The sequence below is a fragment of the Saccharopolyspora sp. NPDC003752 genome (assembly GCF_053605825.1).
Window position 1 is genome coordinate 1 of record NZ_JBSGJZ010000039.1, and the last position, 13,330, is coordinate 13,330.

General features: G+C 71.6%; 12 protein-coding genes. 7 read left to right on the plus strand and 5 right to left on the minus strand.

What is annotated here, in order from left to right; translation table 11 throughout:
- Window positions 1–169 precede the first annotated feature (169 nt).
- Complete coding sequence (locus tag ACWEV3_RS34570; RefSeq protein WP_452617922.1) at window positions 170–1,069, minus strand: LysR substrate-binding domain-containing protein; 900 nt, start codon at window positions 1,067–1,069, stop codon at window positions 170–172.
- 61 nt (window positions 1,070–1,130) lie between these two features.
- On the opposite strand from ACWEV3_RS34570, the gene ACWEV3_RS34575 reads away from it, so the two are divergent.
- A complete protein-coding gene (locus tag ACWEV3_RS34575; protein WP_452617923.1) occupies window positions 1,131–2,126 on the plus strand; it encodes an aldo/keto reductase in 996 nt (331 codons plus the stop codon).
- Window positions 2,127–2,159: 33 nt separating this feature from the next.
- Here the strand turns inward: ACWEV3_RS34575 and ACWEV3_RS34580 are convergent, their stop codons facing one another.
- Window positions 2,160–2,888, minus strand: a complete 729-nt coding sequence (locus ACWEV3_RS34580) for an SDR family oxidoreductase (protein WP_452617924.1) — start codon at window positions 2,886–2,888, stop codon at window positions 2,160–2,162.
- A gap of 87 nt (window positions 2,889–2,975) precedes the next feature.
- Between ACWEV3_RS34580 and ACWEV3_RS34585 the strand changes: the two genes are divergently transcribed.
- Complete coding sequence (locus tag ACWEV3_RS34585) at window positions 2,976–3,380, plus strand: MarR family winged helix-turn-helix transcriptional regulator (protein ID WP_452617925.1); 405 nt, start codon at window positions 2,976–2,978, stop codon at window positions 3,378–3,380.
- A 56-nt stretch (window positions 3,381–3,436) separates the two neighbouring features.
- Here the strand turns inward: ACWEV3_RS34585 and ACWEV3_RS34590 are convergent, their stop codons facing one another.
- Together ACWEV3_RS34590 and ACWEV3_RS34595 are read right to left on the minus strand one after the other, a co-directional pair.
- On the minus strand, window positions 3,437–5,392 hold the full coding sequence (locus tag ACWEV3_RS34590) for a UvrD-helicase domain-containing protein (protein WP_452617926.1): 1,956 nt from the start codon (window positions 5,390–5,392) through the stop codon (window positions 3,437–3,439).
- A 230-nt stretch (window positions 5,393–5,622) separates the two neighbouring features.
- Window positions 5,623–7,272: a DUF885 domain-containing protein gene (locus ACWEV3_RS34595; RefSeq protein ID WP_452617927.1), complete on the minus strand. Its 1,650-nt coding sequence runs from the start codon at window positions 7,270–7,272 to the stop codon at window positions 5,623–5,625.
- Between the two features lie 162 nt (window positions 7,273–7,434).
- On the opposite strand from ACWEV3_RS34595, the gene ACWEV3_RS34600 reads away from it, so the two are divergent.
- The 5 genes from ACWEV3_RS34600 to ACWEV3_RS34620 all read left to right on the plus strand — a co-directional run bounded on the left by ACWEV3_RS34600 (window position 7,435) and on the right by ACWEV3_RS34620 (window position 12,007).
- On the plus strand, window positions 7,435–8,256 hold the full coding sequence (locus ACWEV3_RS34600) for a GNAT family N-acetyltransferase (protein ID WP_452617928.1): 822 nt from the start codon (window positions 7,435–7,437) through the stop codon (window positions 8,254–8,256).
- Between the two features lie 136 nt (window positions 8,257–8,392).
- A complete protein-coding gene (locus tag ACWEV3_RS34605) occupies window positions 8,393–9,661 on the plus strand; it encodes an MFS transporter (protein ID WP_452617929.1) in 1,269 nt (422 codons plus the stop codon).
- A gap of 142 nt (window positions 9,662–9,803) precedes the next feature.
- Window positions 9,804–10,043 carry a DUF6158 family protein gene (locus ACWEV3_RS34610; RefSeq protein ID WP_132482330.1) on the plus strand — a complete coding sequence of 80 codons (240 nt, stop codon included), beginning with the start codon at window positions 9,804–9,806 and terminating at the stop codon, window positions 10,041–10,043.
- Entirely contained in the window at window positions 10,036–11,373 is a 1,338-nt protein-coding gene (locus tag ACWEV3_RS34615; RefSeq protein WP_452617930.1) for an NAD(P)/FAD-dependent oxidoreductase, read from the plus strand. The genes ACWEV3_RS34610 and ACWEV3_RS34615 overlap by 8 nt, the downstream gene beginning before the upstream one ends.
- 4 nt (window positions 11,374–11,377) lie before the next feature.
- A complete protein-coding gene (locus tag ACWEV3_RS34620; RefSeq protein ID WP_452617931.1) occupies window positions 11,378–12,007 on the plus strand; it encodes a UdgX family uracil-DNA binding protein in 630 nt (209 codons plus the stop codon).
- On the opposite strand, the gene ACWEV3_RS34625 is transcribed toward ACWEV3_RS34620, so the two are convergent.
- A complete protein-coding gene (locus ACWEV3_RS34625) occupies window positions 11,990–13,324 on the minus strand; it encodes a phenylacetate--CoA ligase family protein (RefSeq protein WP_452617932.1) in 1,335 nt (444 codons plus the stop codon). The two genes, ACWEV3_RS34620 and ACWEV3_RS34625, sit on opposite strands and share 18 nt — an antisense overlap.
- Between the last annotated feature and the right edge of the window lie 6 nt (window positions 13,325–13,330).

Consider the following 13,330-nt stretch of genomic DNA (forward strand, 5'->3'; position numbering starts at 1 on the left):
CTACGTCGACCACAGATATCTAAACTCCAATTCCATCTCTATTTCCCTACACGACTCTCTTCAGATCTGAAACCGCCAACTCGCCCCACAGGGAGTGGCGGTTTCGCGCGAAACCGGCGCTCTGCGCCCCGGACGGCCACGGCCCCGAACTCCATTCTGAAGCGATCGCCTAGAACCGGGAGGAATCCGAGCGCGGCGGCTCAGCTGCCAGGGCCGTGAGGAAGGCCCGGACCGCCGGGCGCGTGTCTTCGGCGCGCCAGGCGATGGCGAGCTCCGCCGGGGACAACCCGGCGACCGGCCGCGTGGTGATGCCGGGGCGGGCGTAGAGCTCCGCGTTGCCCTCCGCGAGGAGCACCACGCCCAGCCCTGCCGAGACGGCCTCGAACACTTCGTCCGCCGCCTCCGCGACCGCGCCGATCACCGGCGCGCGGCCCTGCCGGGCATCGGTGGCCAGCCAGAAGTCGCGGAGCTCGGCCGCTTCCGGTGGGAGCGCGATGAACGGTTCGCCGAGCAGGTCGGCGAACGGGATTTCCGCCTTGCCCGCCAGCACGTGGTCGTCCGGCAGGGCGATCACCCGCCGCTCGCTGAACAACGTCCGGGTGCTGATGTCGCGCGGTTGCACCGGCCGCCAGACGAACGCAACGTCGGAGCTGCCGTCCGCGAGTCCCGCGGTCGGGTCCGTCCAGTCCACGAGCCGCAGCACCACGCGGCAGTCCGGCATCTGCTCGCCGAACCGGCGCATCGCCCGGCGCTGCAGGCCGCGGCCGACGGCGGTCTGCATGCCGACGACCAGTTCGCGCTGCTCCGCCGCTTCTCGTGCGGCTTGCTGCGCGCCTTCCCACGCGGCGACCGTTGCGGCGGCTCCGGGCAGCAGCGCTTCGCCTTGCGGGGTGAGCACCACGTCGCGCGATCGGCGCTCGAAGAGGTCGAAGCCGAGCTCGCGTTCGAGCACCCGGATCTGCTTCGACAGCGCGGGCTGCGAGACGAAGAGCCGTTGCGCGGCCCGGGTGAAGTGCAGCTCCTCGGCCACCGCGAGGAAGTACCGCAGGTGTCGCAGGTGGACGTCCATAACCATCGGTTATAGCAGCGGATCTTCGACATCGTGCCGGATCGGCCGGAAGATCGGTGCCATGACTGGAGAACTTCCCGCCCGGTCCCTGGGCGGCCTCGACGTTTCGGCCATCGGATTCGGCGCGATGGTGCTGTCGCCCGGCATGTACGGCGAGATCGACGACGACCGGGCGGTCCGGGCGCTGCGCCACGCGCTCGACGCGGGCACGACGTTCATCGACACCAGCGACGGCTACGGCGCGGACGGGCACAACGAGCGCATCATCGGCGAGGCCGTGCGCGGCCGGCGCGACGACGTCGTGATCGCCACGAAGTTCGGCTTCCGGGTCCCGGAGGGCGCGGAGTCGCACCAGTTCCCGGTGAACTACGCCTTCGGCGAGCTGGCGGTGAACGCCGAACCGAAGCACGTCCGCGGCTACGCCGAGCAGAGCCTCGCCAACCTCGGCACCGACCGGATCGACCTGTACTACCCGCACTTCCCGGACCCGGTCGTGCCGATCGAGGACACCGTGGGCGCGGTCGCCGAGCTGATCCGGGACGGGCTGGTCCGGCACCTCGGTCTGTCCAACGTGGATGCGGATCAGCTGCGCCGGGCGCACGCCGTGCACCCGGTCGCCGCGGTGCAGACCCAGTGGTCGATGTGGCAGCCGATCGACGCGGACCTGCTCGCCGCCGCCCGCGAGCTGGGGGTGGGCGTGGTGGCGTGGAGCCCGCTGGGCGGCGGGTTCCTCACCGGCACGGTCCGCGAGGTCTCCGAGGGCGACTTCCGGCGCAACATCCCGCGTTTCGACGCGGCGCACCTGGCCGCCAACAACGACCGCTACGCGCCGATCCGGTCACTGGCCGCGGAACTGGGCATCTCGCCCGGTCAGCTCGCGCTTTCCTGGCTGCTGCACCAGGATCCGGCCGTGGTGCCGATCCCCGGATCGCGGACGCCCGCGCACATCACGGAGAACCTCGAAGCGGCCCGGATCGGCCTGCACGCCGACACCCTGGCCAGGGTGGACCGGGCGCTGCGCGAGTTCTCCCCGATGGGCGCCGGGAACCTGCGCTGACGTCGTGAGCGGTCGAGCGGCGCTCTGGACGGTTCAGAACGTGCCGCCGCCGGCGTTGATCACCTGGCCCGTGACCCAGCGGCTGTCGTCGGAGGCCAGGAACGCCGCGATGTCGGCGATGTCGCCGGGCTCGGCGATGCGTCCCAGCGGCGTTTCCGCCGCCGCCCTCTCGATGACCGACGCGGGCTGGATCGCGGTCAGCGCATCCGTTCGGGTCGCGCCGGGGCGCACGCTGTTCACGGTGATCCGGCGCGGCCCCAATTCCTTCGCCAGCACCCGGACCAGCTGGTCGCCGGCGGCCTTCGCGGCGCCGTAGAGGCCGGTGCCGGGCCGGTTCACCGCGGTGACGCCGCTGGAGATCACCACGATCCGGCCGCCGTCGCGCAGCCGGTTCGCCGCCTCCCGCAGGGCGATGAAGGTGGCGCGGGCGTTGGTGCCGAACAGCACGTCGAAGTCGTCGTCGGTCGCCTCGGCGATGGGCGAGAAGCGGGCGGTGCCGACGTTGTTCACCAGGACGTCGAGGCCGCCGAAGTGCTGTTCCGCGGCGTCGAAGAGGGCGCGCAGCTGGGCCGGGTCGGTGACGTCGGCCTGCGCCGCCGTCGCCCTCCCGCCGGCGGCTTCGATCTTGGCGACGACCTCGTCGGCGGCGGCCCGGTCGGACCGGTAGTTGACGACCACGCTCATGCCGTCGGCGCCGAGCCGTTCGGCGATGGCCCGGCCGATGCCGCGCGAGCTCCCGGTCACCAGGGCGACTCCGTCCACGTTCCGCTCCATCGGTAGGGGTAATCGTTAGTCGAGATCATTAACTAAATTTGTCGAGATTGTCAACATTCGGGATAGCCTGCGCGGATGGACCCGGACTTCTCCCGCGCCCTGATGGCCCTGCATCGCGAACTGCGCGGGCTCTACGCGGCCACCGCTCGTCGCTTCGGGCTGACACCGCAACAGGTGGAGCTGCTGTGCCTGCTCAAGGACCGCACGCCGTCCTTCGGTGAACTCGCGGCCCTGCTCGGCTGCGACAAGACCAACATCACCGGCATGGTCGACCGGCTGGAGCGGCGCAGCCTGCTGACGCGCGTGGCGGATCGCAGTGACCGCCGGATCAGCAGGCTGAGCCTGACGGACGAGGGCGAAGCCCTGGGCGACGAGCTCCGCGAGGCCTTCACCGTGCACGTCGCCGAGCGCTGGGGTGCCCTGCCGTCGTCGGCCACCGCGGCGATCGTGTGCCTGGCACAAACCGATCGTGAGCGCTGAAGCCGGTAAGGACCGGATTCAGCGCTCTTGCGGTTCGTGAGCGGTGAGAACCGCGCTCACGACGTGATGGTGCCGATCCACAGGAAGTCGCGGGCTCGCGTCAGGGCCACCAGGCGTTGCCGGTGCAGCGCCTCGCGCTCTTCCCGGTAGCCGCCGGACAGCAACCGCTCGTCGGGCAGGAACACGCTGCGGAACTCGGTGCCCTTGGCGCGGTGCACGGTGCCGACGTGGATCGGCCCGGACTCCCGGCCGTCCCAGCGGTCCAGCGGCCGAACCGCGAAACCCGCCTTGCGCAGCACCCGTTCCCAGTGCTCGGCGGCGCCGTTGGTGCGGGTGAGCACGGCTGCGGCGGTGTCGTCGTCGAGCCGCCGGAGCGCGGACACCAGCGCCTCGTCCTGGTCGTCGCCCTGCCACTCGACGACTCGCCCACCGCGCAGCACCGGCAGCGCCGAGCGCAGCGGGACGGTCGGGCCGCCGTCGAGGTCGTCGAACCGGTTGACCGCGTCGAGCTCCCCGGCCTGCTCGACGATCGCGGTGCGGTTGCGGTAGTTGCGCCGCAGGATCTCGCCGCGCCCCTGCAACGAGATCCCGGCTTCGGACAGCCGCCAGCCGCCGGCGTACACCTGCTGCTGGCCGTCGCCGACGAGCAGCAGCTGGTTCGGCTCGTCGCCGCTGATCGCGTGCACCAGCCGCAGCCCGATCAGGGTCAGGTCCTGGACCTCGTCGACGACCACCGCGGTGTACTGCCGGGGCAGCGGGCTGCGTTCGAGCTCTGCCAGCGCCCGCATCAGCACGTCGTTGTGGTCAGACACGCCCCGCTCGCCCAGCGCGCGCTCGTACTCGCAGTAGAACTGCCAGACGTGGGCCCGGAATTCGGCGGGCAGGTTCGCGCCGCGGCCCTTGCGCGGCACCGCCCGGTAGGCCTCCAGCGACCGGATGCCGCGACCCTTGATCACCCGGTCGATCTCGTCCTTCCAGTAGCCGCGCGCGGCCCGGAAGTTCCGCAGCGGAGCGGACAGCTCGGCGCGCTGCCACACCGCTTCCAGGGCCTGCTCCACCTGCGGTTCGTCGACATCGGCGGCCCGGCCGCGGTCCTCCAGGAAATCCCGCGCCCAGGCGTGCAGGTGGGTGAACTCGATGCGCGACGCGAGGTGCGGGGCCAGCGACCGGAACTGCGCCTCGGCGATCTTCGGCAGGTTGCTCAGGTGCGTGGTGAACAGCAGCGGCCCGGTGCTCCGCCGCGCCAGGTAGGCCAACCGGTGCAGGGCCAGCACGGATTTGCCGGTGCCCGCCGGGCCGGTGATCCGCGCCGGACCGGAGTAGTGCCTGCGCACCGCGCCGTGCTGGGTGTCGTCCAGGAAGATCCGCCAGTCCCGGAACGGCCGGTCCAGGGCGTGCTCGACGCGCTCGCGGCGCAGGTCCCGCACGTCGAACAGGCCCGCGGAGCCCGGTTGGCCCGGCCCGCGTTGCTGCGGGATCCGCTTCGGGTTCCACATGATCGGCGTCAGGTCGAAGGTGCGGCTGTCCAGGTGCCGGGCGATCGCCAGCGCATCCGCGGCCGTGAACACCTCGTCGCCGCGCCCCAGGATCCGGTCCAGCTCGGCCTCGGTGATCGCGAGGTGCTCGCCGGTGTGCCCGCGGCGGCCCTGGTGGTCGACCGGATGCACGACCACCGTCCGGGCCGCGGACTCGGTCAGCACGCCCGGCCCGATCGACGCCCCGGCCAGCAGTTCCGCGATCCACAGGAACGCCGCCCGCGAGTCCTCCCAGCCGGGTTCGGCTTCGCGCAGCAGGATCACCAGCACCCCGGTCGGCCCGACCAGCACGGCATCGGGGCGATTGGCCGGGGTGTGCGGCGCGAACTGGTTGAGCAGCGGGTACCAGCCGTTGTCGCGCTCCACGGCGAACCGCTGCAGCACCCGTTTCTGCCAGGTAGGCAGGAGCCTGTCGCGCAGTTCCGCCTCGGCCTCGCGGCGCAGCCTCTCCTGGCGGTGGTGGAAGGTCCCGGTCACGGCGCCTCCAAATCTCGCGGGGCACCCACGGCCGGACGGCCGGCACGAGCGCGGAAATCGAGATCGTCGCTCATGACGCCTCCGGCATCCGATGGGAAACCCGCCCCCGGTCGACGGCCGGAGCCGCCGAGGGTCGACCACGGTAAGAGCACGCTCGGTATCGACATTAATGCGTTGCGTGTCGTTTTCGGGCGCCCTCGGGCGGGATCACCTGGATGTCGCAGGAGCCGTCAGGCGAGCTCCTCGCGGACCAGAACGTCCAGCGTGGACAGCGGAAGCGCACCGTGCCGCAGGATCACGTCGTGGAAGCGGCGGATGTCGAAGGCGTCGCCGAGCCGGTCGCGGGCCGCGGCGCGGATCCGCTCGATCTCCAACCGTCCCACCAGGTACGACAGCGCCTGGCCGGGAATGCTGATGTAGCGGTCGACCTCGGACGCCGCTTCCAGTGGGGACAACGTCGTGTGCGAGAGCATGAAGTCGAGCGCCTGCTGCCGGCTCCAGCCGAACTCGTGCAGCCCGGTGTCGACCACGAGCCGGGCGGCGCGCAGCAGGTCCTGCACGACCATGCCCAGCCGCGCCAGGTCGCTGGAGTACAGCCCCATCTCGTCGGCCAGCCGCTCGGTGTAGAGGCCCCAGCCCTCGCTGTAGGCGGTGATGCCGACCAGCCTGCGCAGCAGCGGGAGATCGGTGCGTTCCTGGGCCAGGCCGAGCTGCAGGTGGTGGCCGGGCACGACCTCGTGGAAGGCGATCACCTCGGCGGCGAAGCGGGGTCGCTGCTCGGCCCCCTGGGTGTTCGCGAAGTACACGCCCGGCCGCGAGCCGTCGAGCGCGGGCGAGATGTAGAAGCCGATCGGCGTGCTGTCCGACGCGGTGCCCGGCACCGGCCGCACCTCGCACGGCTGGCTCGCCAGCAGCCCGAACCACTGCGGCGCAACGGCTTCGGCCCGGCTGATCGCCTCGCGCGCCGCGGCCAGCATCTCCTCGCCGTCGCGCCAGTACAGCTCCGGATCGGATTGCAGGCGGCGCAACACCGCGTCGGGATCGGCTTCGCCCCAGATCCTCGTGCCGAGCTCGCCGACCTCGCCGCGCAGCGACGCGAGGTGGGCCCGTCCGGTCTCGTGGAGCTCCTGCGGGGTGCGATCGGTGGTGGTCTGGGCGTGCACCAGCCGCCGGTAGGTCTCGCGGCCGCCGTTGATCCAGCACAGGCCGGGCTCGTCGGCGGGGCGGGCGTGCGGCGCGATCTCCTCGGCGAGAACGTTCCGGTACTGCCGCAGCGCCGGGTGCACCGCGTCGGCGAGCAGGCGCTTGCGCTCGGCTTCGAGGGTCGGTTCGGGCAGCTCCGGGGTCAGCAGCGGGTCGGCTTCGGGCGCGGCGAGGTAGCCGTCGAGGTGCTCGATCGCGTTGTCCACGAGCGGCCGCACCGGGACGCGTCCGGCGGCGATCCCGTCGCGGAGCCGTTGCGCCGCGGATGCGGTGAACTCGGGGATCCGCCGCAACCGCTGCAGGAAGTCCTCGCCCTGCCCGGCGTCGGCCACCGGCACCTGGCCCAGGTGGAACAGCAGGCCCGCGACCGGCGCGAACAGGTTCCCGATCACGGTGTACTCGGCGGGGCGGGCGTCGAACTCGTCGACCAGCGCCTGAGCCTGCTGCACGACCACCGCGATCGTCAGCCGCTGCTCCAGGTCGGCGTGCGAGGTGTCGACCGCCATCGCGCGGACGCGGATGTCCTCGGCGCGCGTTCGCAGTGCCAGCTCGGACTCCGCGGAAATGCTCGGCAACCGGTCGTCGCGGTCCCGGATCCCGTAAAGCGTCGCGCTGACCGGGTCGGCGTCGAACATGACGGACAGCAGCTCGTCGGCGAGTTCGGTGGGCGTGCTCACAGCACTCCATCCTGCCTCAATCTTCCGACAAGAGTCTGTCTTGAGCGGCGGTAGCCGCTTGCGGTGTGGGGCTCAGCTCGTTCCGCTACCCGCACCGCCACGCAAACCACATTTGAACCATCTTCTGCGCGCTGCGTCGATCGGGGCGGGGACAATGAATGCGTGGACCCGTTGCACGACCCTGACGACGAAGCCCTGCTCGACCCGCGCCAGGCCCGCGATCTCGCCGGGCTCGTCGAGACCGCGAGGCTGGCCTCGGCCATCGTGCGGTACGGCCTGCGCACACGAGTGGGCGCCGCGACCGTGGTGCTCAACCAGGACAACCCGCTGCCGGCCGCGAACCACGCGTGCGCGCTGTGGGGAACGCTCGCCGAGGTCGCCGGAACCCTGCTGGAACTGGAGCAGGTCTTCGCCGAGGCGGGCCGCGACGAGGCCGTCGTCTACGCCTCGCCCACGACCGTCGCGGAGATCGAGGGCATCGCCGACGACGCCGGATGGCGTGCGGTGGAAGAACTCGTGGCGATGCTGCACCGGAATCGCCAGTACGCCAGGGGAGAAGCGCGCCCGGCCGAAGACCGCGACCTGCCCGCGATCGTGGACCTGATCGCCGATGACGCCGAGCTCTCCGACGCGGGCGAGCGCCGGCTGCTGCGCAACCTCGGGCACCGGATCGACGACCCGCGCTGCGTGCTGCGCGTCGTCGACGACCCCGGCGCCGACCGCATCGCCGGGTTCGCGCAGGGTTTCATCGAGCGCGGCATCGGCCTGGTCGAGCAGGTGATCGTGCGGCCCGGTCGCCGGCGTCGCGGCGTGGGCCGGGAGCTGGTCGCCGACGTCGTCGACGAGCTGCGCGAGCGGGGATCGCTGCTGGTCGCGGCGCACACCGAGGAAGGCGGCACGGCCGAGCGGTTCGCGGAGGCCTGCGGTTTCGAGGTGGTCTACGGCGTGACCGCCTACGCGCGCCGGATCGACGAACTCCTGTGATGTGCGCCGCTCGCCCGGAATAGCGGTGCGGGGCAGGCGTTAACACTGACGAAACAGTGCCTGCGGCGCGGTAACTCGATTGACCGCGCCGCAGTGCGCTGCTTCCCTTAGTTTGCCTAAACACTTGGGAGGAACGGTGTCGAGCAGCCCGGTCACGGCGGACGAGACCACCGAACCCGTCGACAGCGGCGACGCCGGCATCAGCTCCCTACCTCGCGAGATCTGGATCCTCGTCGTCGGCAGCTTCATCGTCGCCGTCGGCATGGGCATCGTCGCGCCCGCGCTGCCGACGTTCGCCACCAGCTTCGACGTCGGCGTCACCGCCGCCTCGTTCGTGATCAGCGCGTTCGCCCTGATGCGGCTGGCCTTCGCGCCGGTCAGCGGCCGCCTGGTGTCGTTCTTCGGCGAGCGCTCGATCTACGTGTGGGGCATCACCATCGTCGGCATCAGCACCGCCGCCTGCGCGTTCGCGGGTTCCTACTGGCAGCTGCTGATCTTCCGCGCGCTCGGCGGCACCGGCTCGACGATGTTCACGGTGTCGGCCGTGGCGCTGCTGGTCCGCCTCGCCCCGCCGCACCTGCGCGGCCGCGCTTCCGGCGTGTGGGCGACGAGCTTCCTGCTGGGCAACGTCTCCGGGCCGATCATCGGCGGCGTCATGGTCGGCTACTCGCTGCGCCTGCCGTTCATCACCTACGGGATCGCGCTGTTCATCGCGGCGTTCATCGGCTGGCTGCTGCTGCGGAAGTCGACGCTCGCCGCGCCGCAGCCCGACAACGGAGCGCCGTCGATGACGGTCCGCCAGGCGCTGAGCCAGCGCGCCTACCGGGCGGCCATGCTGTCGAACTTCAGCAACGGCTGGGCCGTTTACGGCGTCCGCATCGCGCTCGTGCCGCTGTTCGTGGTCGAGGCCCTGCGCTCCACCCAGTCGATGGCCGGCGTCGCGCTTTCCGTGTTCGCCGTCGGAAACGCCGCGGTGCTGCTGCTGTCGGGCCGGATGGCCGACAAGCGCGGCCGCAAACCGCTGGTGCTCGTCGGCCTCCTGGTCTCCGGCCTGGCCACCGCGTCGCTGGGCTTCACCGACTCCGTCCCGTGGTTCCTCGCCGCCTCGCTGATCGCGGGCATGGGCGCCGGAATCCTCAACCCGGCCCAGAACGCGGCGGTCGCCGACATCGTCGGCGCGAAGGGCAAGGGCGGGCCGGTGCTGGCCGCGTTCCAGATGTCCGCCGACTTCGGCGCGATCCTCGGCCCGCTGATCGCCGGCGTCCTCGCCGACACGGTGTCCTACCAGGCGGCGTTCGCCGTCACCGGCTTCACCGCGGTCCTCGGCCTGGTGGCCTGGATCGGCGCCCCCGAAACCCGCCCGTCCGCCGCGCCCCGTCCCGCCCCGGCCGCCGACGCGGCGTAGTCGAGTCGCCGAACGCTCCGTCGCGCCGCAGGCTGGGGGAACGATGGGGCAGGTGTCCGGCCGTGGATCGTTGGGTATCCCGGCACTGACGTCGATCCCGCGGCGTCGTGATCCGCGCCTGCCTGCGATGCGGGAGGACGACATGAGCACGACAACCGGAATCCCCGGCTTCGAGCTGGCCGAGGAACTGCTGCTGCAGGAGCTCCGCCACCTGCACGCGACCCGCAACGACACCTTCCTGCACGGCTCGCCGGACGCGTTGCGGGAGCACACGGCGCGCACCTTCGAGCTCGAACAGGAGTACCTGCGGCGGCACCCGGAGCGCGAGGTGGACCCCCGCCGCACCCGATCCGGTGCGAGAGGAGAGCCGCAAAATGCCTGAACCACGTGTCGTGATCGTCGGCGGCGGACACGTCGGCCTGACGCTCGCGCTCCGCCTGCAGCGGAAGATGAAGCCCGGCGAGGCCAAGGTCACGGTGATCGACACCCAGCCGCACATGACCTACCAGCCGTTCCTGCCCGAGGCCGCGGCCGGATCGCTCGAACCGCGGCACGTCGTGGTGCCGCTGCGGGAGGCGCTGCGCCGGTGCGAGGTGCTGACCGCGCAGGTCTCCGCCATCGACCACGCCACCCAGCAGCTGACCGCGACCCTCGGCGACGGCACCGTCGAGCGCTTCGGCTACGACATGCTGGTGGTGGTCCCGGGGTCGATCTCGCGGGCGCTGCCCATCCCCGGCCTGGCCGAGCAGGGCGTCGGGTTCAAGACCATCGGCGAGGCGATCTTCCTCCGCAACCACGTGCTGTCCAGATTGGACATCGCCGCGAGCGCGACCGACGAGCGGCTCCGCCGGCGGCTGCTGACGTTCGTGTTCGTCGGCGGCGGCTACGCGGGCATCGAGGCGATGGCCGAGCTGGAGAGCATGGCCCGCTACGCGATCCGCAGCTACCCGCAGGTCTCGGCGAGGGACATGCGCTGGGTGCTGGTGGAGGCGATGGGCCGGATCATGCCCGAGGTCAGCCCGCCGATGAGCGAGTACACCAGGCAGCGGCTGGAGGAACGCGGCATCGAGGTGAAGCTGAACACCACCGCGAAGTCCTTCGTGGACGGACATGCGGTGCTCTCCGACGGAGACGAGTTCGACACCGACACCGTGGTGTGGACGGCGGGCGTCAAGCCGCATCCGATGCTGGAGGACAGCGACCTGCCGAGGGATGCCAAGGGCCGCCTCGAATGCACGGCCAAGCTCCAGGTCCGCGGCACCCACAACGCGTTCTCGGCCGGCGATTGCGCCGCGGTGCCGGACCTGACCAGCAGCGACCCGGACGCTCTGTGCAGCCCGTCGGCGCAGCACGCGGTCCGCCAGGCCAAGGTGTTGGCGGACAACCTCCTCGCGATGCTGCGCGGCGAGCCGCTCGTCAACTACAAGCACAAGTACGCGGGATCGGTGGCCGGGCTCGGCCTGTTCCAGGGCGCCGCCGAGGTCTACGGGATCAAGCTCAAGGGCTTCCCGGCGTGGTTGCTGCACCGCACCTACCACCTCGCGAAGATGCCGACCGCGTCCCACAAGGCGCGCATCCTCGGCGACTGGCTGCTGGAACTGCCGTTCCGCCGCCAGGTCGTCGCGCTCGGCGAACTGCACGACCCCCGCGCCGAGTTCGTCAAGGCGGCCAACACCCGCGGCCTCCCGAAACCCCACGGCCACGCCGTCTGACCCCGTGCCCGGCGCCGAGGAGTTCGTCCCGTCCAGGGCCCGGTTGCCCGGCCTGAGGGAAGCGGTTCAGGACTGCCGGGGCTGCGGCCTCTACCGCGACGCGACCCAGGCCGTTTTCGGCGCGGGACCGGAGACGGCGGAGGTCGTGGTGATCGGCGAGCAGCCCGGTGACCAGGAAGACCGGCGGGGCGTGCCGTTCGTCGGGCCTGCGGGCGGGATGCTGGACCGCGCGCTGGCGGAGGCCGGCATCCGGCGCGACGACGTCTACGTCACCAACACCACCAAGCACTTCAAGTTCGAGCGCACCAGCGGGAAGCGGCGAATCCACCGGAAGCCGTCCCAGGCCGAGGTCAACGCGTGCCGCCCGTGGCTGGATGCCGAACTGCGGGTCGTCGCGCCTCGGCTGGTGATCTGCCTCGGGGCGACCGCCGCGCAGGCGATGCTGGGCACCTCGTTCCGCATCACGAAGGAACGCGGCACCGTGCTGGACCTCCCGGACCGCGACGCCCACGTGCTCGCCACGATCCACCCGTCGGCGATCCTCCGCTCCGACGACAGGGAGGCGATGTACCAGGGGTTCGTCGCGGACCTGCGGGTGGCGGCGCGGGCCCTGCGCTCACTCGATGCCGGGTAGCGGGCTGACCCCGTGCTCCCACCGCACCAGGCGCTGCGCCTTGCCGGTGGCGACCCGCGGCACGTGGTCGAGCACCCGGACGATGCACGAGATGTCGAGCCGGGCGAGCAGCGCGGCCGCCAGCTCGCGCGCCAGGAGCTCGGTGTCGCCGTTCGGATCCCGCGGCTCGACCGCGACCCGCAGCTCCGGACGCGACCGGTCCCGGCGGTCCTCGACGATCAGGTAGTGCGGCGCCACCCGCCGATCGGCCAGCAGCACGGCCTCGATCTCCGACGGGAACACGTTGACACCGCGGATGACCACCATGTCGTCGGTGCGCCCCAGCACCCGGCTCATCCGGCGCAGCGTCCGCGGCGAACCGGGGGCGGGCCCGCTCAGCGACGCCACATCGCCGGTCCGGTAGCGCAGCAGCGGGGTGCCGGACTTCGTCAAGGTCGTGAACACGAGCTCGCCGACCTCGCCGTCGGGCAGCGGCTCGCCGTCCGGGCCGACGACCTCGGGGAAGAAGTGGTCCTCGGCGATGTTCAGCAAGCCCCCGGAGTCCAGCGACTCGCAAGCGACGCCCGGCCCGATCACCTCGGCGAGCCCGTACACGTTGAGCGCCCGCAACCCCAGGAGCCCCTCGATGCCCTGCCGCATCTCCTCGGTCCAGGGCTCGGCGCCGAACAGGCCCACCCGCAGCGACAGCTGATCGGCGGTGATCCCGGTCGAAGCGAGCGCCTCGCCGAGGTAGGTCGCGTACGACGGTGTGCAGCACAACACGTCAGGACGCAGATCGAGCAACAACCGCAGCTGCCGATCAGTCGCGCCGCTGGACACCGGGAGCACGGTCGCACCCAGCCGCGTCGCCCCGTGATGGACGCCGAGCCCGCCGGTGAACAGGCCGTACCCGTAGGCGCAGTGCACGACGCTGCGCCGCGTCACGCCGGCGCCGCCCAGTGCCCGGGCCATGACCTGCGTCCACACCTCGATGTCATGCGCGGTGTAGGGCACCAGGGTCGGCCGGCCCATCGTGCCGGACGTGCCGTGCACGCAGACGATGTCGTCCTCGGCCGCCGAGCGAAGCCCGAACGGGTATTGATCCCAGAAGTCCTGCTTCGAGACGAGCGGCAGCCGGTGCAGGTCTTCGAGCCGCACGTCGGAGCCGGCCGAGACGCCGCGCTCCCGAAGCCGCCCGGCCTGCAGGCCCCCGGCGGCCAACAGCCGGTCGACCAACTGCCGCAACCGTCGTTCCTGCAGCTCACGACGTTGCTCGGGGGTCACGCCCTCGGCCTCGGGAGCCACCAGCGGAGGATGCACGCGCTGTGCTGTCGCCACGACCCA